The 20,864-nt window shown below is 64.9% G+C and carries 18 protein-coding genes; 9 read left to right on the top strand and 9 right to left on the bottom strand.

From position 1 onward, the window contains the following. The first annotated feature begins 8 nt into the window (after positions 1-8). Positions 9-2,426 carry a phenylalanine--tRNA ligase subunit beta gene (pheT, locus tag U1R88_RS14800; RefSeq protein ID WP_322431886.1) on the top strand — a complete coding sequence of 806 codons (2,418 nt, stop codon included), beginning with the start codon at positions 9-11 and terminating at the stop codon, positions 2,424-2,426. A gap of 148 nt (positions 2,427-2,574) precedes the next feature. Here pheT and U1R88_RS14795 read toward each other — a convergent pair whose 3' ends face one another. Next, a complete protein-coding gene (locus U1R88_RS14795) occupies positions 2,575-3,426 on the bottom strand; it encodes a hypothetical protein (protein WP_322431885.1) in 852 nt (283 codons plus the stop codon). 849 nt (positions 3,427-4,275) lie between these two features. Here U1R88_RS14795 and U1R88_RS14790 point away from each other — a divergent pair. Then, the gene (locus U1R88_RS14790; protein ID WP_068290769.1) at positions 4,276-5,076 is read left to right on the top strand and encodes an undecaprenyl-diphosphate phosphatase; all 801 of its coding nucleotides are present in this window, start codon (positions 4,276-4,278) and stop codon (positions 5,074-5,076) included. Positions 5,077-5,146: 70 nt separating this feature from the next. Here the strand turns inward: U1R88_RS14790 and U1R88_RS14785 are convergent, their stop codons facing one another. Both U1R88_RS14785 and U1R88_RS14780 read right to left on the bottom strand, forming a co-directional pair. After that, positions 5,147-6,136, bottom strand: coding sequence for a complex I NDUFA9 subunit family protein (locus U1R88_RS14785; protein ID WP_322431884.1), 990 nt, complete (start codon positions 6,134-6,136; stop codon positions 5,147-5,149). Positions 6,137-6,324: 188 nt separating this feature from the next. Beyond that, positions 6,325-6,954 carry an amino acid transporter gene (locus U1R88_RS14780; RefSeq protein WP_322431883.1) on the bottom strand — a complete coding sequence of 210 codons (630 nt, stop codon included), beginning with the start codon at positions 6,952-6,954 and terminating at the stop codon, positions 6,325-6,327. A gap of 138 nt (positions 6,955-7,092) precedes the next feature. On the opposite strand from U1R88_RS14780, the gene U1R88_RS14775 reads away from it, so the two are divergent. The 6 genes from U1R88_RS14775 to U1R88_RS14750 all read left to right on the top strand — a co-directional run bounded on the left by U1R88_RS14775 (position 7,093) and on the right by U1R88_RS14750 (position 13,968). Beyond that, positions 7,093-8,391 carry an ActS/PrrB/RegB family redox-sensitive histidine kinase gene (locus U1R88_RS14775; RefSeq protein WP_322431882.1) on the top strand — a complete coding sequence of 433 codons (1,299 nt, stop codon included), beginning with the start codon at positions 7,093-7,095 and terminating at the stop codon, positions 8,389-8,391. A gap of 664 nt (positions 8,392-9,055) precedes the next feature. Beyond that, positions 9,056-9,598 (top strand): ActR/PrrA/RegA family redox response regulator transcription factor, encoded by a 543-nt coding sequence (locus U1R88_RS14770; protein WP_068290777.1) that lies wholly within the window; start codon positions 9,056-9,058, stop codon positions 9,596-9,598. 223 nt (positions 9,599-9,821) lie between these two features. Beyond that, positions 9,822-10,934, top strand: a complete 1,113-nt coding sequence (locus tag U1R88_RS14765) for an S-(hydroxymethyl)glutathione dehydrogenase/class III alcohol dehydrogenase (protein WP_322431881.1) — start codon at positions 9,822-9,824, stop codon at positions 10,932-10,934. Between the two features lie 195 nt (positions 10,935-11,129). After that, positions 11,130-11,714 (top strand): Spy/CpxP family protein refolding chaperone, encoded by a 585-nt coding sequence (locus tag U1R88_RS14760; RefSeq protein ID WP_322431880.1) that lies wholly within the window; start codon positions 11,130-11,132, stop codon positions 11,712-11,714. Between the two features lie 269 nt (positions 11,715-11,983). Continuing rightward, entirely contained in the window at positions 11,984-12,685 is a 702-nt protein-coding gene (locus U1R88_RS14755) for a response regulator (RefSeq protein ID WP_256390538.1), read from the top strand. Between the two features lie 29 nt (positions 12,686-12,714). Next, entirely contained in the window at positions 12,715-13,968 is a 1,254-nt protein-coding gene (locus U1R88_RS14750) for a sensor histidine kinase (RefSeq protein ID WP_322431879.1), read from the top strand. Between the two features lie 260 nt (positions 13,969-14,228). Here U1R88_RS14750 and U1R88_RS14745 read toward each other — a convergent pair whose 3' ends face one another. The 6 genes from U1R88_RS14745 to U1R88_RS14720 form a co-directional block, all read right to left on the bottom strand. Next, positions 14,229-14,843 (bottom strand): alpha/beta hydrolase, encoded by a 615-nt coding sequence (locus U1R88_RS14745; RefSeq protein ID WP_322431878.1) that lies wholly within the window; start codon positions 14,841-14,843, stop codon positions 14,229-14,231. Then, entirely contained in the window at positions 14,840-15,817 is a 978-nt protein-coding gene (locus U1R88_RS14740) for a glutathione S-transferase family protein (RefSeq protein ID WP_322431877.1), read from the bottom strand. Before U1R88_RS14740 ends, U1R88_RS14745 begins: the two co-directional genes overlap by 4 nt. 3 nt (positions 15,818-15,820) lie before the next feature. Further along, positions 15,821-16,672 (bottom strand): VOC family protein, encoded by an 852-nt coding sequence (locus tag U1R88_RS14735; protein ID WP_322431876.1) that lies wholly within the window; start codon positions 16,670-16,672, stop codon positions 15,821-15,823. Positions 16,673-16,902: 230 nt separating this feature from the next. Continuing rightward, on the bottom strand, positions 16,903-17,319 hold the full coding sequence (locus tag U1R88_RS14730) for a DoxX family protein (protein ID WP_322431875.1): 417 nt from the start codon (positions 17,317-17,319) through the stop codon (positions 16,903-16,905). A gap of 251 nt (positions 17,320-17,570) precedes the next feature. After that, positions 17,571-18,482 (bottom strand): LysR family transcriptional regulator, encoded by a 912-nt coding sequence (locus U1R88_RS14725; protein WP_322431874.1) that lies wholly within the window; start codon positions 18,480-18,482, stop codon positions 17,571-17,573. Positions 18,483-18,556: 74 nt separating this feature from the next. Beyond that, entirely contained in the window at positions 18,557-19,450 is an 894-nt protein-coding gene (locus U1R88_RS14720) for a transglutaminase family protein (RefSeq protein WP_322431873.1), read from the bottom strand. A 194-nt stretch (positions 19,451-19,644) separates the two neighbouring features. Between U1R88_RS14720 and U1R88_RS14715 the strand changes: the two genes are divergently transcribed. Next, positions 19,645-20,859, top strand: a complete 1,215-nt coding sequence (locus tag U1R88_RS14715) for an aminotransferase class I/II-fold pyridoxal phosphate-dependent enzyme (protein WP_322431872.1) — start codon at positions 19,645-19,647, stop codon at positions 20,857-20,859. Positions 20,860-20,864 lie beyond the last annotated feature (5 nt).

Here is a 20,864-nt window from a genome sequence, read left to right as displayed (position 1 = left end):
TGCCCGCAATGAAATTCACGCTTTCCTGGCTCAAGGATCACCTCGAGACCTCAGCCACGCTCGACGAGATCGTCGACACCCTCACTCGCATCGGCCTGGAGGTCGAGGGGGTGGAAGATCCTGCCAAGAAGCTCTCCGGCTTTTCGATCGCCTATGTCGTCTCGGCCGAGCAGCATCCCAATGCCGACAAGCTCCGGGTCTGCATGGTCGATACCGGCAAGGGCGAGCCCGTGCAGGTGGTCTGCGGCGCGCCCAATGCTCGTGCCGGCATGAAATCGGTGTTCTCGCCGCCCGGCACCTATATTCCGGCCAAGAACATCACGCTCGCCATCGCGCCGGTGCGCGGGGTCGAGAGCCGCGGCATGCTGTGCTCGGAGTTCGAGCTCGAAATCTCCAACGAGCATGACGGCATCATCGACCTGCCCGCCGATGCGCCCGTCGGCATGCCCTATGCCGACTATGCCGGCCTCAACGACCCCGTGATCGACGTGAACCTCACGCCGAACCGGCCCGACTGCACCGGCGTCGCCGGCATTGCCCGCGATCTCGCCGCCGCCGGCCTCGGCCGGCTGAAGACACCAGCCGTGCCTTCCATCGCCGGCGATGGCCCCTGCCCGGTCACGGTGACGCTCGATTTCGGCGACACCCCCTCGCTCTGCCCCGGCTTCGCGCTTCGCCTGGTGCGCGGCGTCAAGAACGGTCCCTCGCCCGCCTGGATGCAGCGCCGTCTCAACGCCATCGGGCTGCGCCCGATCAATGCGCTGGTCGACATCACCAACTATGTCACCTTCGATCGCGGCCGGCCGCTGCATGTCTTCGACGCCGCCAAGATCGAGGGCAACCTCACCGTGCGGCGCGCCCGCGAGGGCGAGAGCATCCTCGCGCTCGACGGCAAATCCTATGCGCTCAACGACAGCATCTGCGTGATCGCAGACGGCAAGGGCCTGGAATCGATCGCCGGCATCATGGGCGGCGAGCATTCGGGCTGCGACGATGAGACCACCGACGTGCTGATCGAATCGGCGCTGTGGGAGCCGCTGAACATCGCCCGCACCGGACGCGCGCTCGGCATCAATACCGATGCCCGCTATCGCTTCGAGCGCGGCGTCGATCCCGCCTTCATGGTGCCGGGCGTCGACCTCGCCACCCAGCTGGTGACGGAACTGTGCGGCGGCAAGCCGAGCGAGACCCTCGTGGTGGGCGGCGTTACCGCCGCGCCCGAGGTCCTGGACCTGCCGGCCCACGAGGTCGCGCGCCTGACGGGCCTGTCGACCAGCCTTTCCGAAAGCGCCGACATCCTCGAGCGCCTCGGCTTCGGCGTGATCCGCAAGCCCGATGCGCTGGCGGTGACGGCGCCGAGCTGGCGCCCGGATATCGAGGGCAAGGCCGACCTGGTCGAGGAAGTGATGCGCATCGTCGGCGTCGACGCCATCCCGGTGACGCCGCTGCCGCGCGAGGCCCATGTGCCGCAGCCCGTGCTCACCGTGCTGCAGAAGCGCACCCGCCTGGCCAAGCGCAGCCTCGCCGCGCGCGGCCTGATGGAAGCGGTGACCTGGTCCTTCATCGCCAAGGCCCAGGCCGAGCGCTTCGGCGGCGGCCCGCCGACGCTGTCGCTCGCCAATCCGATCGCCGCCGATCTTTCAGACATGCGTCCCAGCCTGCTGCCCGGCCTGATCGCGGCCGGCCAGCGCAACGCCGATCGCGGCACCGGAGACGTCGCCCTGTTCGAGGTCGGCCAGATCTTCCGCGGGGACCGGCCGGAGGACCAGAAGATCGCCGCCAGCGGCATCCGCCGCGGCCAGGCGCGCCCCGGCGGCTTCGGCCGTCATTGGTCGGCGCCGGCAAGCGCGGTGAGCGTGTTCGACGCCAAGGAGGATGCCCTCACGCTGCTGGCCACCCTCGGCGCGCCCGTCGCCAGCTTCCAGATCGTCTCAGGGGCGCCTTCCTGGTATCACCCCGGCCGCTCCGGCACGATTCAGCTCGGCCCGCAGAACGTCATCGGCTGGTTCGGCGAACTGCATCCCTCGGCCCTGGAGGCGCTGGATGCCGGTGGACCGGTGGTCGGCTTCGAGATCATCCTCGATGCCATCCCGGTGCCCAAGCCCAAGGCGACCAAGACGCGCGGCGTGCTGGCTCTCTCGCCCTTCCAGCCGGTTACCCGCGACTTCGCCTTCCTGGTCGCGCGCAAGGTCAGGGCCGCCGACATCCTCAAGGCCGCGCAGGGCGTCGACAAGAAACTGATCTCGGGCGTGTCGATCTTCGACATCTATGAAGGCAAGGGCATCGGCGAGGACCAGAAATCGGTCGCCGTCGAAGTGGTGCTGCAGCCGCAGGATCGCACGCTGACCGATGTCGAAATCGATGCCGTCGCCGCCAAGATCGTCGCCGAAGTCGGCAAGAAGACCGGGGCGACGCTGCGCGGGTAAGGCGGGCGGCGGCCACTGGCGCACCTGCCTGTGCCGTGGGGAAGAAAGAGGTGGGCCCGGCCCACCTTTTATTCGAACGGCGTGGCAAGGAACTCCGGACCAGGGCGCATTTCAGCCATCAAGGCAGGCGCCGCCGCCCCCTCGCCGCTCAGGCCTTGCCGCCGGCATGGAGGACCGCCTGCAGCAGCAGCGACATCTGCAGGGCGATGAAGGTGTCGACGAGTTCGACCAGGCTCGCGTGGATCTCGACCGCCCGCCCCCCCGGGGCGTGCAGGGTGACATAGCCCTCTTCGGCCGCGTCCTCGAGCAAACGGCGGACATGGACACGCGAAACCCCGAAGCAATCGGCGACGGCACCATAGTGGAAATGGACAGTGCGATCCTTCAGGATCTCGCCCGGCATTTCCGTTGCAATCAGCCTGAGCAGGATCTCGAAGCCAGCGTCGCGCACCATGAACAGGCGCATCTCAGGCACCAGGTCGACCAAGGTACCGTGCATCAGGAAGTAATTGCTGCAGTAACGCGCCAACGCACCGAGAAAGGCGTCGTCGATCTCCACCCGCCGAACGGCGTAGTCGACCTGCTGCAACTGCGCCAGCGCCTGCAGATAGGGCGTGATGATCTGCTTGGCGAAGGTGATGCCGGCACGCGTCGCCTCCAGACGCTTGATGCGCTTGTCGCGCAGATCCTTGATCTGGCGCAGATAGCCGGCCTGGCGCAGCAGGTTCAACATGGCCCCGATGCGGTTGTGCCCGGCCAGGGCATGGACGGTACAGAAGGTCTGAACATCCGCCACCGTGACACCGGCCGGCGGATCGCCGGGCGAGGCCGCGAAATGGCGGCTCAGCACATAGGCACCCACGATCAGGCGTATCTCATCCGTCGCCATATGGATCAGCGGCAGATGGGTCTTGAGAATGGAAACATAACGTCGGGCGAAGAGGGTCCGCGCAGCTTTGAAGCCACTATGCGCCCTCAGGGCCTGGGCTTCTGCAATCACAGCTGACTGGTAATTCGGCAACGGAACGTCGAGTGGGTCCTGCAAACCGAAATGGCTGGTCGTATGAATCTTGGCGCACTCCGATAGAGACCCTGCGCTTCTCCAAGACAACTCGGTCAATCACCGCCTCTTTTTGCATGGGCTTGTGGTGTAATAACTGAGGACAAGTAAGAAGACGGCCCGGATCGACCGGGCGTTCACTCCCACTGCAACAACATCATTGCAGCTCCATAGTTCCTATCATGTCGGTGAAAATTTAAAAGAAAATTTTACCCTGCGATACCCATTACAATACCTAATGAATTTTCATTGCTATCTACACCTAACTAAGTGGTAAATATACTACTTAAGTACTAAATTTGACATAAGCCGAAAACGAGCTCTGGAACGGGAGACCTTTCTTCCAGAGAACCCCACCCCCACCAAGACAAAATAATGTCTAAATAAAATTTAATTGGATAAAATCACATCAAAACATAGGATTATATCCGATCTAATCTTTTACTTTGCAACATTCCTTCACTCTTCCCAATTCATTCCCAAACGGCATGTCGACCTCATTCTCTCGAAATGCCTGCCGCGATAGCCTTGGCGAGGTTGGGACGCATGAGAATAACGGCATCCCCCTGACTTAAACGCTACGAAGGCCACGACTGCATCGCAAACCGCCCGCTTCTCGTGGGGGGATACCCGCACCGCTGCGTCATGGTTACTGTTTGGTTATAACTCGCGCCTAGAATCACCGCGATTCCGGCTTCCGCCTCGCACCAGCGAGGCGCGGGCCGCTCCCATCATCCCGCACGGGCGACCTGCGGCCGCATCGGCGCCCGATTCTCGCGAAGGCATCCCATGACTCTGGCCAATATTCTGGAAGCGATCATCCTAGGCGTGGTCGAAGGCCTGACCGAATTCATCCCGGTCTCCTCGACCGGCCATCTTCTGCTCGCGGCGCGTTACCTGAAATTCGAGGGCGACGATTCCTTCGTGATCCTCATCCAGCTCGGCGCCATCCTGGCCTTGCTCGCCGTCTATGCCGAGAGGCTATGGCGCATCGCCACCGCACTGCCCAAGGACCGCGAGGCTCAGCATTTCGTCCTCGGCGTGCTGGTTGCCTTCCTGCCGGCCGTCATCCTCGGCGTGCTGCTCGAACACAAGATGAAGCAATATCTCTTCAATGTGCCGGTGGTCTGCTATGCCCTGATCGCCGGCGGCCTGGTACTGCTCGCCATCGAACAGTTCAAGATCGAGAAGCGCTTCTCCAATTGCTATGTGCTGCCGCTGCCGGTCTATCTGAAGATCGGCCTGTTCCAGTGCCTGTCGATGATCCCCGGCGTTTCGCGCTCGGGTTCCACCATCGTCGGCGGCATGCTGCTCGGCCTCGACAAGCGCTCGGCGGCGGAATTCTCCTTCTTCCTGGCGATGCCGACCATGGTCGGCGCCTTCGTCTATGAATTCGCCAAATCCTACAAGACGATGACGACCGATAATCTCGGCCTGACCGCCATCGGCTTTGTCACGGCCTTCATCTCGGGGTGGTTCGTAGTGAAGACCCTGCTGGATTTCGTGTCCAAGCGCGGTCTCGCGCTATTCGGCTGGTGGCGCATCGTGGTCGGCGTCCTCGGCCTCGCAGCCTACTACACGATGGGCTGAAGGCGAGCGCCAACGAAAAGGGCCGGTCCAAGGACCGGCCCTTTTCCGTTCCGACTGCCGTTTTCGGAGGTCAGGCCACTTTGTTCTCGAACTGGCCGGCCTTGCGGAAGCGCCACAGATAGCTCGGCGCGATCGCTTCCACCGTCGCCGGCTGGATGCCCAACCCTTCCAGCGTCAGGCCGGCCTTGCTGGCGTCCTCCGTCACGACATTGTCGTGGCACAGCAGCGTGACCTGATCGCGCGTCAGGGGCGGCGTGAACAGGCCGAGCGACAAGGTTCCCAGCAGCTCGAACACGGTCGCCTGGACATTCGCGATGCCGAAAGGCATCGGCACCAGCAGGCGTTTGCGATTGGTGGTCTTGAGCACATATTCGAAGATCTGGCGCAGGGTCAGCACTTCCTGGCCGCCGAGCTCATAGGTCGCGCGCGGCTTCAGGGCGCCCTCGGCACCGCGGGCCAGCACTTCGGCGACGTCGCCGACGAAAACCGGCTGGAACTTGGTTCCGCCACCGCCGATCAAGGGCAGCACCGGCGACATCCGCGCCAGGCCCGCGAACTTGTTGAAGAAATCGTCATCCGGCCCGAACATCACCGAGGGCCTGAGGATAACGGTGTCCTCGAAAGCGGTACGGGCCGCTTCCTCGCCCTTGAGCTTGCTCTTGGCATAGAGCGAATCAGAGCCCGCATGCAGGCCGAGGGCCGAGACATGCACGAAACGCTGCACACCGGCGGCCTTGGCAGCGCGGGCGATCGCGCCGGGGCCGAAAGCCTGCACCGCGTCGAAGCTGTTGGCGCCGCGCTCATGCATGACGCCAACCAGATTGACCACCGCCTCGGCACCCTCGACGGCGGCGGCAACCGACGCCGGATAACGCAGATTCGCCTGCACGCCGTGGATCTGGCCGACGGCGCCCGCAGTCATCAGATATTGGGCGAGATCCGGACGACGCACGGCCACCCGTACGCGGAAGCCGCGCTTGGCGAGCGAACGCACGAGATTGCGGCCCACAAATCCCGATCCACCGAAAACCGTGACCAAGCGATCGCTGACTGGCGCCATTTGCTAGAAACCTTCGAGAATGGACGATTGGGTTTTCCTTAGCGCGGCAGGCCGGGACTGTATAGAGGCACCGACGCTTTCGAAGCAGCGGGTAAGGGATCGAGCTTGGGATCACCATCGCCAAGGCGTTCGCAATTGCAGGGAATCATCGCGAAAAGCACGTCGAAGCGACGAGCCCTCCGCGGAAGTCACAATACGCCCAGCCAGTCATGGCCGGGATGCGCCATCTCGAGGCAGGTTGCGAGCCATCGCCGTTCCGGCTCCTCCAGTTTCGGCAAGGCATTGCGGAAATCGGCCTCATCCTTGTCGCGCTGATACTTGGCCTTGAACAGAAGGACTGCCGCCGGCTTCAGATAGGGCAAGCCGTCGTCCGTCATGCCGATCATCTCGGCCCTTGGCCTTCCGATACGAGGGTCTCGCTTATAGACCCACATTTGCGGGGTTCCCGGCTCGATCATCATGTCCGCGCGCCAGCATTGCACCGTTTCGTCCCGACACCAGATCTGGAAAATGCCGTCCGGCGGCTCCTGCCCGTCCGGCAGATATTCGACGATCCCGTCCCCTGCCGTGTAGAAACGCATGCCCGCCAGCGCCTTCCGAAACAAGGCGAGATCGCCGCGCAGCACGGTGAATTCGAGATCGTCGTGATCGCGGGTCTGGCGGCCATGCCAGAGGTCGAGCGCCCAGCCTCCCACCACACACCAGGGCTTCGGCACGCCTCCTATCCGCAGGGCCAGTTCCGCCGGATGCCAGGCGCGCCAGGCCTCGAGTGCCACACTGTCCTGCCCATTCATCGAGCCACCCACACCTGTCTGCATCCTGTCCGGCGCCAGCCCTATTATGCCTCCAGGGGCGATGCAATCCGGGCCACGACAATCCGCTTTGGGCTGCTCCGGTTTGGGCGCTATGGTCTGCCGCCGCCGCTATGATCTCGAATGTGGCGACGCAGGAGAGTGATGACCGCCTCTGTGATGCCCCATGATGGCCTCGGCCTCGATACGCTGCGCCTGGAAACCCTGATCCGGCTGCGCTGGATGGCGATCGCCGGCCAGTTGGTCGCGGTCCTCGGCGTGCGCTACGGTCTCGGTTTCCCCGTGCCGCTGCAGGCCTGCCTGCCCCTGATCGGCGTCTCCATCCTGGTCAATGTCGCCTTGCGGCTGCGCTATCCGGCGACCGAGCGCGTGGACCCGGCCCGCGCCGCCGCCTTGCTCGGTTTTGATATCGTGCAGCTTGCGGCCCTGCTCTTCCTCACCGGCGGCCTGCAGAATCCCTTCTCCTTCCTGTTCCTTGCGCCTGTGATGATTTCGGCGACCTCGCTGCCGCCCCTGATGACCCTCGCGCTCGGGCTCCTGGCCATCGGTTGCGCCTCGCTGCTCACGGCCTGGCACCTGCCCCTGCCCTGGTTCGAGGGGAAAGAGTTCGACATGCCGATGCTCTATGTCATCGGCATGTGGTTCTCGGTGCTGCTGGGCCTGGCCTTCATCGGCGTCTATGCTTGGCGGGTGGCCGAGGAAGCCCGCCTGCTTTCCAATGCGCTGGCTGCCACCGAACTGGTGCTGGCGCGTGAGCAGCATCTGTCCCAGCTCGACGGCATGGCCGCCGCCGCCGCGCATGAACTGGGTACGCCGCTCGCCACCATCGCGCTGGTGGCCAAGGAGCTGGAGGTTGCCGCCCCGCCGGAAGGCGATTTCGTCGACGACATCCGCCTGCTGCGCAGCCAGGTCGAGCGCTGCCGCGAGATTCTGGGCAAGCTCGCCTCGCTGGGCGACGATGGCGGCACGCCCTTCGCCCGCCTGCCCCTGCCACTGCTGATCGAAGAAGTCTCAGCGCCGCATCGCGATTTCGGCATTGCCATCTCCGCCGAATTCCAGGGCCTGGAGGAGGATGCCCCCTCTGCCCCACGCAATCCCGGCATGCTCTATGGTCTCGGCAATATCGTCGAGAATGCGGTCGATTTCGCCAAATCCAAGGTGAGCATCACCGCCAGCTGGGATGCCAAGACGGTGACCCTGATCGTCGGCGACGATGGCCCCGGCTTTCCTTCCGAAATCATGGGGCGCCTCGGTGATCCCTATGTCACCCAGCGTCGCCCGCGCCTGCCGGGCCAGCCGGGCGGCGGCCTCGGCCTCGGCTTCTTCATCGCCAAGACGCTGCTGGAGCGTTCCGGTGCCGCGATCGCCCTGGCGAACCGCTCCTGGCCGGACAGCGGCGCCGTCGTCAGGCTGGAATGGCCGCGCGACGTCTTCGAACGCTGAAGGCTCGCAAGGCTTCATTCGGACAGGGACAAATCGCGTCCGCCGCCCAATGCGATTGCATTCTCCAGATTATTTGTAAGACTTTTCATTCAAGAAAATGCATCAAAACAAAGACTTAACGAAAATTTGCGCTACAATGCCTTCAAGAATTGCTCACCGAGCCGTGAGAAAAAACGGGTGGAGGCCGCGATCAACCAAGTGGGAACAGCGAGTACTCCCAGGACTTGTGCCGGTCTTCTCGGCACCCTGTCGCGGCAAGGAGATGTGGTCGACATGCAGGTCGCGCCCCGCAGCAACGCGCGGGCTTCGCTGCTCGAATTCTTTCCGCGGGTTCTGATCGCATGCATCGTTACCCCGGCCACGCCCCATAATAATCTCTGGGGATTGCAATCGGCGCATAACCGAATAAACGATAGCTGGCTGTCGCCAGTGAAATTTCTTTACTTTGCCGCTATAGTCCCCACTGTGGCGAACTGTCGCGCCAAAGGAGGCGATCGGGGTCTTCGATCACTTGACCATATCGTCAGCAACGGCTCGGTCTGCCATGCGTTGCCGACGATACGGTCCGAAGGGAGCGGGGGTCTCGCGCCGAATTGGCGAGATGCTTTCCCTTCACGCGAAACGGAGCCCCTTCGCTCGAACCAAGGATAGGTGAGTCCGCATTATGGTTGCCCCTGAATTTCCCGATCGTTCACTCCTTCTCGTCGATGACGACAAGGCGTTCCTGCAGCGTTTGGGTCGAGCCATGGAAGCCAGGGGCTACACTGTCACCACGGCCGACACGGTCGCCGAGGGACTGGCGCAGGTGGAGGGCTCGCCGCCCGCCTTCGCCGTGATCGACATGAAGCTCACCGACGGCTCCGGCCTCGACGTGATTTCGCGCCTGAAGGTGAAGCGCCCCGATGCGCGCGGCATCATCCTCACCGGTTACGGCAACATCGCCACCGCCGTCACGGCGGTGAAGCTGGGTGCCTTCGACTATATCGCCAAACCGGCCGATGCCGACGACATCCATGCGGCGCTGATGGCCGATCCCAGCCATAAGCCCGAGTTGCCCGAGAACCCGATGTCCGCCGACAGGGTGCGCTGGGAGCACATCCAGCGTGTCTATGAGCTCTGCGGCCGCAACGTCTCCGAGACCGCGCGGCGCCTGGCCATGCACCGGCGCACCCTGCAGCGCATCCTGGCCAAGCGCGCGCCGCGATAGTTTGGCGCACTTTCACCTCCCATAAGACACTTCTAAGCACCGAGGGAAACATCGCGCTCCCGCGATGCTTGCGCATTACATTGCATCCGGCTAGCCCTTTGGCGAATTCTGGAGCAGGACGCGTTCAAGCAAGAACGCTCATCTGCTCCGGCTCATAGGTTCGGCGCGTCTTTGCGGGTCTTGCCGATCCCGGCACATCGCGAAATGTTTGAGGGAGTGAATCATGAAGACGAGAGCGGCTGTGGCATGGAAGGCGGGTGCGCCCCTGACGGTCGAGACCATCGAGATCGGCGGCCCCAAACCGGGCGAGGTGCTGGTCGAGATCATGGCCACGGGCGTGTGCCATACCGATGCCTACACGCTTTCCGGCGCCGATCCGGAAGGCCTGTTCCCAGCCATTCTGGGTCATGAGGGCGCGGGCATTGTGCGCGAAGTCGGCGCCGGCGTGACCAGCCTGAAGCCGGGCGACCACGTCATTCCGCTCTACACGCCCGAATGCCGCCAGTGCAAAACCTGCCTGTCGCAGCGCTCCAACCTGTGCACCGCCATCCGCGCCACCCAGGGCAAGGGCGTGATGCCCGACGGCACCAGCCGCTTCGCCTGCGACGGCGGCGAGGTCTTCCATTATATGGGCTGCTCGACCTTCTCGAACTTCACGGTGCTGCCGGAGATCGCCCTGGCCAAGGTGCGCGAGGACGCTCCCTTCGACAAGATCTGCTATATCGGCTGCGGCGTCACCACCGGCATCGGCGCGGTGATCAACACGGGCAAGGTCTGGCCTGGCGCCAATGTCGTGGTGTTCGGCCTCGGCGGCATCGGCCTCAACGTGATCCAGGGCGCCCGCATGGTCGGCGCCGACAAGATCATCGGCGTCGATCTCAATCCGGCCAAGGTGGAGATGGCCAAGAAGTTCGGCATGACGCATTTCGTCAATCCGGCGGAAGTCGGCCATGACAAGGTGGTCGAGGCCATCGTCGACCTCACGGGCGGCGGCGCCGACTTCTCCTTCGAATGCATCGGCCTGCCGGTGACCATGCGCCAGGCGCTGGAATGCTGCCATCGCGGCTGGGGCGAATCGATCATCATCGGCGTGGCGGCCTCGGGCCAGGAAATCTCCACCCGCCCGTTCCAGCTCGTCACCGGGCGCGTGTGGAAGGGCACCGCCTTCGGCGGCGCGCGCGGCCGCACCGACGTACCGAAGATCGTCGACTGGTACATGGAGGGCAAGATCGAGATCGACAGCCTGATCACCCACACCATGCCGCTCGACGAGATCAACACCGCCTTCGACCTCATGCATGAAGGCAAGTCGATCCGCTCGGTGGTCACCTTCTGAGGAGCGGCTCGATCCGAGCGACGCCCTTTCCATCCAACCGCGCTCCCGCTCCGGCGGGACGCGGTTTTTCCTTATGTGCTTCATCTAACTTTACAAATGCCCGGACGGCGCGAAACTTCCCCCGGCTAGGCTTCGTCATCCCGCAATGCTCAGCGCGGCCCTTGCCGTGCGGCACTGCCCTTGATGGAGATTGACATGAGTGAAAGCCCGAACGCTTCCGTCCCCGCCCGCCGCTGGCCGCGCGTGCTGGTGCTCGGCGGCGCCATGGCAGCCGGTATCGCCCTCGGCGCCGGCGGATTGGCTGCTGCCGCCGTGATGGGCGGCGGTGGCTGGCATCACGGCCCCCGACTCGAGCGCATCCAGAATTTCGTGCGAATGTCGCTGGATTCGGTCGCAGCCACCTCCGAGCAGGAGGCCAAGGTGCACGACATCGTCGCCGCCGCCTATACCGACCTCGCCCCCAAGCCGGAAGACCGGGCCGCCTTCCGCAAGCAGGCCATCGATCTCCTGCGCGCGCCCACTATCGACAAGACAGCGGTCGAGAAATTGCGTAGCGACTTCGTGGCCCGGACCGACGCCAAGTCGAAGCGCTTCGTCGAAGCCGTGCTCGCCACCGCCGACGTGCTGACGCCCGAGCAACGCGCCAAGCTCGCCGATCGCGCCGATCTTTGGCGCCCGCACGGCCCGATGATGGGCGGCCATCGCGGACACCATGACGGACAGGGCCGTCCCGAACGGCCGGATGATGGCGACCAGGGCGGCGACAACGGCGACAATTGAGGCCCCTGGAGCAGAGCCTGCTTGGCGACAAACGCTGCTTTGCTCCAACTCGTTGTTTCCAGGCCGACCCAACGGATTGGCGAGGGCGCCTTCGCGATACATGGCAATTCCATCAAATCGCGAAACGCTCTAGGATCGGCACAGAATGACGGCCGCTCCCCTGGGGGGGAGCGGCCGAATGGATTTTCTTCAACTCTTTGTTTTGACGCATTTTCTCAATTGAAAAGCCGACCGTCTTTTCCAGAAAATGCATTCGTGCGGAGCAGGCAGTGGGCGTGGAACGCATCCTGATCATCGACGACGACACCAGGCTGGCCGCCATGCTCGGCGATTATCTGGCGGCGGCCGGTTTCGACGTCGATCACAGGCCGTCGGGTACGGAAGGGCTCGGCGCCATCGAGCGCGACGGCTACGATGCTGTGGTACTCGACATCATGCTGCCGGACTTCGACGGCTTCGAGGTCTGCCGTCGCCTGCGCATGCGCTCCAACATTCCCGTGGTGATGCTGACCGCGAGGGGCGACGATACCGATCGCATCGTCGGGCTTGAGATCGGGGCCGACGACTATCTGCCCAAGCCCTTCAATCCGCGCGAGCTGCTCGCCCGCCTGCGCGCCGTGCTGCGCCGGCGCACGGCGCCGGCCGAGCTCGACAACCAGACCCTGCGCTTCGGGCGTCTCACCATCGATCGCGGCTCGCGCAGCGCCCGCATCGACGGCGAGGAACGCCCCCTTACCAGCCATCAGTTCGATCTGCTCCTGGCGCTGGCCGACAATGCCGGCCGGGTGCTCAACCGCGAAAGACTGATGGATCTGGTGAAGGGCGAGGAGCTCGAGGTCTTCGACCGTTCGATCGACGTGCACATCTCCCGCATCCGCGCCGCCATCGAGGACGATGCCAAGCATCCGCGCCGCATTCTCACCGTGCGCGGCGCCGGCTATGTCTTCGCCAAGCGGCAGGATGCGGACTAGAATCCGATCGAGACTGAGGGCAAGTGCCCATGCTGATATTCTTTCGCAAGCGTCTGTTCTGGCAGGTCTACCTCACTTTGCTCGCCTGTCTCGTCGTGCTGGCGCTGCTGGTCGGCACGCTCTGGCGCATGGCGGGCGATACGGCAGGCGAACGCTGGGGCGCGCTGCGTGTCCGGCTGACCGACGAACTGGTGCGTTTCGAGGAACGCACCCCAGAGGACCTGCCGACCGAGATCCGCAAGCTCAGCGAGGAAATGGGCGCCTCGATCTCCGTCTATAGCAAGCAGCGCGTGCTGATCGCCTCGCGCGGTTTTCCCATCGCCCTGCCGGCCGGTGACGACGACGTGCCCCAGCGCTGGCTCGACCATGTCGTGCGCGTCGACTTGCCGGGCGGGCGCACCGTGCTTGCGCAATTGCCGCGGCCGCCGAAGCCGGGCCTGCGCGTCCTGCTGCTGGCCCTCCTGGTCGCGGGCGGCGTCGGCATCGCGGCCTGGCCGGCGACGGCACGGCTGACGCGCCGCCTCGAAACGCTGCGCGCCGGCGTCGAAAGCTGGGGCAGCGGCGCCCTGAACCGGCGCGTGGCGGAACAGGGAACCGACGAGGTCGCCATGGTGGCCCGCAGCTTCAACGGCGCCGCCAGCCGGATCGAGGCCCTGGTCAATTCCCAGAAGGCGCTGCTCGCCAATGCCAGCCATGAACTACGTTCGCCCCTGGCAAGGCTGCGCATGGCGGTGGAAATCGGCGCCGACAAGCCCAGCGCGGCCGTGCGCGAGGAGATCAACCGCGACCTGCAGGAGATCGACCAGCTGGTGGACGAGATCCTGCTCGCCAGCCGGCTCGATTATGCCACCGCCACGCCGCTGGAAGGAGCGCCGGTCGACCTGCTGGGCCTGGCAGCCGAGGAGGCTGCCCGCACCGGCGCCGCCGCCGATGGCGAACCCGTGGAGATCCGCGGCGATGCCACGTTGCTACGGCGGTTGATGCGCAACCTCCTGGAGAATGCCGGCAAGCACGGCAGGCCCCCGGTGGAAATCACCATCGCCAGCGACAAGGGGCGGGCCCGCATCGAGGTATGCGATCGCGGCCCCGGCATCGCCGAGAAGGAGCGCGACCATCTGTTCGAGCCGTTCTACCGGCCCGTCGGCCGCAGCGAGACCTCCGGCGGCTGGGGCCTGGGCCTGGCGCTGGTGCGTCAGATCGCCGGGCGCCACCGCGGCTCGGTACGCTGCGAAAGCCGCGAAGGCGGCGGCAGCCGCTTCGTGGTGGAGTTGCCGCTGGCGTGAAGGCGGGGCCTTCGAGACGCGAGCCAGTCCGCGTGAAGCCGCCCCTCACCCTTACCCTCTCCCCGTAAACGGGGCGAGGGGAGGCGCGGGCGTCGCGGCATATTGTCAAAAGCCGATGTCTCGCCCGACCGTTGCGCGAGATGATATGCCCTCAGCATAAAACGGGCGGTCGAAGCCCGCACTCCCCGTCCTTACGGGGAGTGGGTAAGGGTGAGGGGCTAGGCGCGCTATCCGACAAACGGCCTGTACGCGCAAGCCCCTCACGCCTGCACTTGAGTGCCCAGGCGCCGGGCCAGGAAATCGGCGGCCTTCATGGCGCCTTCCGCAGAGATGGTATGATCGAGGCCGGGTTCGAGGAAAAGCTCGGTCTCGACACCCGCGCGGTTGAGCCGCTCGGCGGCCGCCTCGCTTTCGCGTGCCGGGATGATCCTGTCGGCCTCGCCATGAACCAGCAAGGCGGCACTTCCCGCCGGCGGTGCCAGGGGGTCCGGCGTCGCCAGCCTGGCGGAAAAGGCGACGACCGCCAGCGGCCAGCGGCCGGAAGCGAGTGCGTCGAGCGCCATGATCCCGCCCTGCGAAAAGCCCGCCAGCGCCACCCGCCCCGGTGCTTGCGAAAAGCCGTGCCGGTCGATCACGTCCCGCAAGGTTGCGTCGAAGGCAGGCCGGGCGGCGGCAATGCGCGCCCCGCGATTCTGTGCGGTCACGCCCGCAACGCTGAACCATTGCCGCCCCACGCCGGCCTCGAAGGCAAAGGGTGCGTCCGGTGCCGCCAGCACGGCGCCCGGCAGCATCTCGCGCCAGATGTCCCCCAGATGCATGAGGTCGCCGCCATTGCTGCCGACGCCGTGCAGAAGGATGATCAGGCTCTCCGTCATGCTGCCTTGGCCTCGACGGCGGCCAAGCCCGGCAGATCGGGGCCAACAGGCACGATGCCATTGGGATTGAGCGCCTTGATCGAATAATAGCCGCGCTTGATGTGATCGATGCTGACGGTCTCGCGGATCCCGGGCACCGCCAATATCGCGGCGAGATAGGCCGAAAGCGCCGGATAGTCGGCAATCCGCCTGAGATTGCATTTGAACAGGCCGTGATAGGCAGCATCGAAGCGCACCAGCGTCACGAACAGACGGATATCGGCCTCGGTCAGGCGGGCACCGAACAGGAAAGGACCTCCGGCCGCGAGGCGCTGCTCGAGCCGGTCGAGCATGGCGAAGATGCCCCAGAAGGCCGCGTCATAGGCTTCCTGCGTGGTGGCGAAGCCGGCGCGATAGACGCCGTTGTTGAGGCTCGGATAGATGGCCTCGTTCAGGGTGTCGATGTCGGCGCGCAGATCCGCGGGGTAGAGGTCGATGTCATTATGGGCAAGGGCACCGAAGCCGTCATTGAGCATGCGCAAGATGTCGGCGGACTCGTTGTTGACGATGGTGCCGCGCTGCTTATCCCACAGCACCGGCACCGTGGCCCGCCCGGTATAGACGGGGTCGGCACGGGTATAGATCTCATGCATGTAGGTTGCGCCATTCACCATGTCGGGCGTGGCGCCAGGATAGGTGCCGAAGCGCCAGCCCTGTTCGGTGGTTGAAGGCTCGACCACGCTGACGGAGATGGCGTCCCCGAGGCCCTTGAGCTTGCGGCCGATCAGGGTGCGCGAGGCCCACGGGCAGATCAGGGCGACATAGAGGTGGTAGCGCCCCGCCTCGGCCTTGAAGCCGGGTTCGCCCGTCGGTCCGGCGCTGCCGTCGGGCGTGACCCAGTTGCGGAATTTCGAAACCTGGCGCACGAAGCCGCCCTGCTTGTCGCTCGCCTGCACCGGATGCCAGTCGGCGCTCCATTTTCCGTTGACCAGCATAACTCAGCCTTTGCGGGTGATGACGGAGAACGAAGTTCCCCAGGGATCGTGCAGGGCGAAACCGCCCGCCTTCTCAGTGGTGGCAACGCCGGCAGCCTGCACCCGGTTCCGCAGGGCGGCAAGGATCTCTTCATCGGCCGCGATCATCTCCACCTCGGCCAGGCCCGTCGAGGGGAAATCACGCTCGCCCGCCCCACGGCTGTTCCAGATATTGGCGGCGAGATGATGATGGTAGCCGCCCGTCGCATAGAAGCTGGCGCCCGGATAGCGAGCGGTGAGATCGAAACCCAGTGCCCCGCCGAAGAAGGCATCCGCCGGCTCGGTGGCCCCGACCTGGAGATGGACATGGCCCACGATGCCGCCGGCCGGATAGCCCTGCCAGCGCGTCGTGCCGGCTTCGGCGATCACGTCCTGCACGTCGAGGCGTTCGGTCGACATCGCCACCATGCCGCCCTCGACGGTCCAGGCGCTGCGCGGACGGTCGGCATAGACCTCGATGCCGTTGCCCTCGGGATCGGACAGATAGATCGCCTCGCTGACCAGATGGTCCGAAGCACCCTGAAGCGGCAGCCGCGCCTCGACGGCATGCTTGAGCCAGCGGCCGAGATCGGCCCTGTCAGGCAGCAGGAAGGCCGTGTGGAACAGGCCAGCCTCGCGGGGCGAACGCCGCCGGGCCTGCGGGTCGTGCCGCAGTTCCAGCAGCACCGCGTCGCCGCTTCCGAGCCGGCGTAGGCCCGCCTCCGACGATACCGGCTGCAAGCCGATCGCCTGCTCGTAGAAGCGGCTGGTCACATCGAGGTCATGCACGGTCAGGCTGACCGTGCCGATGCTGAGGGGAGCGTCACTGGCTGACATGGTATCCTCCAGACGAAGGCGGGTTGAGGCGGAAGGCACTGCGCAATATCAACGTGCAAAAAATGCGTGACTCGTCATCCCCGGCCGTATCCTCACAAGCTCTGCTTGTGAGTGGTAGCGCGGGAAAGGGGATCCAGGGGCCGCGGGTAGGGTCTTTTGCCCCCTGGCCCCCCTTCCCGCCACCTGCGGTGGCGCCGGGGATGACGGATCAGACTTTATGACCCCCGGTACTAATTGGCGGCACCGCGCAAGGGGGTCGGCCGCAGCGCCAGGGCACCGTCGCCGATCAGGGCAAGCGCGAGCAGGCCGGCGATCCACAGCGCCAGAAATTCCCAGCCACCATTGGGATTGGTGAAGAAGAAGCCGGCCGGGCCGTGCACGGTGGCGATGGCGCCCGCCAGGACAGGGATCAACGCCAGAGCGGCCAGGCGCGGCCAGACGCCGAGGATGAGGGCAAGCGCGCCGATGACCTCCCAGGCAATGGTCACATAGGCGAGCGCAGGCGGCAAGCCGAGCGAGCCGAAGAACTGGGCGGTGCCGGCCGGCGTGAATACGAAGATCTTCAGCCCGGCATGGGCCAGGAAGAGAACGCCGAGTGCCAGGCGCAGCAGCAGGGCGGCATAGGGAGCGGTGCGGGTGTCGAACATGATCGTCTCCGGGAAAAGGATTGCTGCCGTGACATTGCACCATTTCCATCTCGGAGATTATCCCGACATCGGAGATAATATTCCTTCCATATTGGAATTTATATTGGAGTAGATGAGGGCTGAACCGTCATTGCGAGCGGAAGCGAAGCAATCCAGGGCTTAAAGGCACAGAGTCTACGGCCCTTGGATTGCTTCGCTTCCGCTCGCAATGACGGAGATGGTGAGTCAAACTTTATGCAGGTTGGTATATATCAGGACCATCCCTGCTCCCAGGGAGGCCTGCCGCGATAGCGTTCTGCCAGGAAATCGACGAGAACGCGGATCTTGGCGGCCAGATGCCGGCCGGGCGGATAGAGGGCGTAGGCGCCGAGCGGCCTGTCCTCGAAGCGGCGCAGCAATGCCTTGAGGCGGCCGGCCTGCAGCGCCTCACCGGCCAGGAAGCTCGGTCCGCAGGCGATGCCGAGCCCGGCTTCCGCCGCCTTGAAGCTGGCCTCCCCATTGGAGAAGTGCAGCCGTCCCCGGATCGCCACCAGCAGCAGCGCGCCATCGGCCTGGAAGCGCCAGCTCAAGGGATCGCTGAAATTGGTGTCGATGATGCATTCGTGCCGCGCCAGTTCGCGCGGATGCAGAGGCTCGCCATGCTCGGCCAGATAGGCGGGCGCCGCCGCCGTTACGATTCGGGTCTCGCAGAGCTTGCGGGCGACCAGGCTGGAATCGCTGGGATTGCCGATGCGGATTGCCATGTCGAAGCCTTCATCCACCAGGCTGACGACGCGGTCGGTGAAGCCGACATCGAGCTGGATGTCGGGATAGAGCTTGGCGAAGGCAACGAAGGCCGGCGCCAGATGCATGGTGCCGAAGCTGAGGGGCACCGAGAGCTTGATGCGCCCCGCCGCCAGGCCCGAGGCGCTGCGGACGGAGGCATCGAGGGCATCGAATTCCTCCAGGACGGCCTTGATGCGTTCATAATAGGCGCGGCCGATCTCGGTCGGCGACAGGGCCCGTGTGGTGCGCTTGAGCAATTGCACGCCGAGATCGGCTTCCAGCCGCGACACCAGCTTGGAAGCCTGGCCGGAGCTGGTGCCGAGCCGAGCCGCCGCGTGGGAGAAGCTGCCGGCCTCCAGCACTGCCACGAACATGCGGTCGCATTCGAGCCGTTCCATACATTGCTTCCGGTTTGGAGAGAATGAAGCCCATTCTAGTTCCAAAACTCCCATTCCGGAAGCAAGCCTCGCCTCTACGGCAACAAGCCTGTCTCCTCGACCTCCTCGACATCCACGCCAACCCAAAGCCCGATGAAGGCGGAGGGAGAGCCGATGAACGAGCCTGATATCGGTATGGCCTGATGTGGTTCTCGCACAGCCGCAATGCGAATCAGCCGGTCGGATGCCACCAGGCCGTTGGTCGGGTCGAACTCGATCCAGCCGATATCCGGCAGATAGACCTCGGCCCAGGCGTGGCTCGCACCGGCACCTTGCAGCACCGGCGCCCCGGGCTCCGGCGGCGGGTCGAACAGATAGCCCGAGACGAAGCGAGCCCCGAAGCCGAGCAGGCGGGCGGCGGCGATGAACAAGGCCGCAAAGTCGCGGCAGGCGCCGCTCCGGTTGGCGAAGGTGACGGCCGGATCCTGGGTCCACGGCTCGAAACGCATGACATAGGTGAACTCGCCATGAATCTCCTGGCATAGGCCGGTAAGAAGATCGCGCGCTCCGCCTGGATGGCGTCTCGGGGCGCTGGCGATCCAGAGCCTGAGATCATCGGGATAGTCGTCGGCCGACGCGAGCATGGTCGCGCCGAGGTCGAGGGTTTCGTCGGCCGAATAGGTCACGGGAAAAGGCGCCTCACCACCGGTGAGATGGGCCGTTGGCGTGGCCGAGGCAAAGCGTTCTATCTCAAGCCGGCTCTCGATCGACAATTCACTGGCCTGCCCGGTGAATAGGCCGGTACAGATCTCGTTGCCGAACACATCATAGGTCCAAACGAATTCGGCCGGCAGTGAGGTGGTGAGGGTTGCCGAGATCAGCCGCATCTCGTGGCTGTCGCGCGGGCGCAGCATCATGCGGTGCGGCCCGAAGCTGACCGAATCGGCATAGCGATAGGTCGTGCGATGGCTGACGATCAGGCGTTTCAAGGCACGAACTCCCCTCAGGCAGCAGATTCGTTCCGGTCCGGATGGACGATACGAAAAAATAGGGTAAGACCGAAATGGGCCGGCGTCAGGGGAAACTCTTGCCGGGCGATCGAGTTTCATGATCTGGCGAAATCGCTGGGAATTAAAAAGACTCAAGCCAATCCGTTACATTGGCTTGGAAACAAGGAGTGACGATGGCAGGGCCGCCGGGCATCAGAGCACGATCGCAGGGTTTCGCCGATATTTTCGAGCGCTCCACCGGGGGTGCCCTTACCCCGCTCAACGTGGTGATCGAGCGCGTGATCAGCCCGGTTCGTGCCGTGATCGAGGGGCGTGAGACCCTGATGTTCGGCACCAATTCCTATCTCGGCCTCAATTTCGACCCCACCTGCATCGAGGCGGCCAGCACGGCGCTGGCGAGCTTCGGCACCGGCTCGACCGCCTCGCGCGTCGCCAGCGGCAACCAGGCCCTGCATGTCGAGCTCGAAAAGGCCATCGCCGAGCTCTATGGCCGACGCGATGCGGTGGTGTTCTCCACCGGCTTCATGGCCAATCTCGGCGCGATCGGCGGGCTGGTGCGCGAGGGCGATGCCGTGGTGCTCGATGCCCATTGCCATGCCTCGATCTTCGACGCCTGCAGGCTTTCGGGCGCGAAAATCCTCACCTTCAAGCACAATGACGCTTCCGATCTCGCCCGCGTCATCGCGCAAAGCGAGATCGCACCAAGCCGCCTGCTCGTCATCGTCGAGGGCCTCTACAGCGTGCTCGGCGATATCGCCGACCTCAAAGCAATCAGCACCGTGACCGCGCAGAGCGGGACGGTGCTGCTGGTCGACGAGGCCCATTCCCTCGGGCTCTTTGGCGCCAAGGGACGCGGCGTTGCCGAAGCGCAGGGCGTGGAAGACAAGGTCGACGTCATCGTCGGCACCTTCTCCAAGAGCGTCGGCGTGGTCGGCGGCTATTGCGTCACCAACGATCCGGCCTTCCGGGCCCTGCGCTTTGCCGCACGCAGCTATCTCTACACGGCTTCCCTGCCCCCGCCGGTGGTGGCCGCCGCCCGGCAGGCCCTGTCGATCATCGCGGGCGACAGCGAACGCCGCGCCGGCGTGTTCAGCCATGCCGAGGTTCTGCATCGCGGCCTGACCAGCCTCGGCCTGCCGCCGCTCGCTCCGCCCGGCCCGGTCGGCGCCGTGCGCATGCCGGGCATCAAGGCAGGGCTCGACACCTGGACCGCCCTGCTCCGCGCCGGGCTCTACGTCAACATGCTGATCCCGCCGGCCACGCCCAATGGCGAAGTGGTGCTGCGCTATTCGGTTTCCGCAGCCCACAGTGCCTCCGACATCGAGGCCGCGCTCGACATCATCGCCACGGCGGGCCGCCAGACCGGCGTGCTCAGGCCGGCGGCCTGAGACAA

It is taken from the genome of Labrys sedimenti (genome assembly GCF_034424805.1).
GTDB lineage: Bacteria > Pseudomonadota > Alphaproteobacteria > Rhizobiales > Labraceae > Labrys > Labrys sedimenti.
This window is presented reverse-complemented; position numbering and strand designations above follow the sequence as displayed.

Excerpts from the sequence above, each read along its gene's own strand:
- pheT (WP_322431886.1), top strand. The coding sequence starts at position 9 with ATGAAATTCACGCTTTCCTGGCTCAAGGATCACCTCGAGACCTCAGCC.
- U1R88_RS14790 (WP_068290769.1), top strand. The coding sequence starts at position 4,276 with ATGACTCTGGCCAATATTCTGGAAGCGATCATCCTAGGCGTGGTCGAA.
- U1R88_RS14785 (WP_322431884.1), bottom strand. The coding sequence starts at position 6,136 with ATGGCGCCAGTCAGCGATCGCTTGGTCACGGTTTTCGGTGGATCGGGA.
- U1R88_RS14780 (WP_322431883.1), bottom strand. The coding sequence starts at position 6,954 with ATGCAGACAGGTGTGGGTGGCTCGATGAATGGGCAGGACAGTGTGGCA.
- U1R88_RS14775 (WP_322431882.1), top strand. The coding sequence starts at position 7,093 with ATGACCGCCTCTGTGATGCCCCATGATGGCCTCGGCCTCGATACGCTG.
- U1R88_RS14770 (WP_068290777.1), top strand. The coding sequence starts at position 9,056 with ATGGTTGCCCCTGAATTTCCCGATCGTTCACTCCTTCTCGTCGATGAC.
- U1R88_RS14765 (WP_322431881.1), top strand. The coding sequence starts at position 9,822 with ATGAAGACGAGAGCGGCTGTGGCATGGAAGGCGGGTGCGCCCCTGACG.
- U1R88_RS14760 (WP_322431880.1), top strand. The coding sequence starts at position 11,130 with ATGAGTGAAAGCCCGAACGCTTCCGTCCCCGCCCGCCGCTGGCCGCGC.
- U1R88_RS14750 (WP_322431879.1), top strand. The coding sequence starts at position 12,715 with ATGCTGATATTCTTTCGCAAGCGTCTGTTCTGGCAGGTCTACCTCACT.
- U1R88_RS14745 (WP_322431878.1), bottom strand. The coding sequence starts at position 14,843 with ATGACGGAGAGCCTGATCATCCTTCTGCACGGCGTCGGCAGCAATGGC.
- U1R88_RS14740 (WP_322431877.1), bottom strand. The coding sequence starts at position 15,817 with ATGCTGGTCAACGGAAAATGGAGCGCCGACTGGCATCCGGTGCAGGCG.
- U1R88_RS14735 (WP_322431876.1), bottom strand. The coding sequence starts at position 16,672 with ATGTCAGCCAGTGACGCTCCCCTCAGCATCGGCACGGTCAGCCTGACC.
- U1R88_RS14730 (WP_322431875.1), bottom strand. The coding sequence starts at position 17,319 with ATGTTCGACACCCGCACCGCTCCCTATGCCGCCCTGCTGCTGCGCCTG.
- U1R88_RS14725 (WP_322431874.1), bottom strand. The coding sequence starts at position 18,482 with ATGGAACGGCTCGAATGCGACCGCATGTTCGTGGCAGTGCTGGAGGCC.
- U1R88_RS14715 (WP_322431872.1), top strand. The coding sequence starts at position 19,645 with ATGGCAGGGCCGCCGGGCATCAGAGCACGATCGCAGGGTTTCGCCGAT.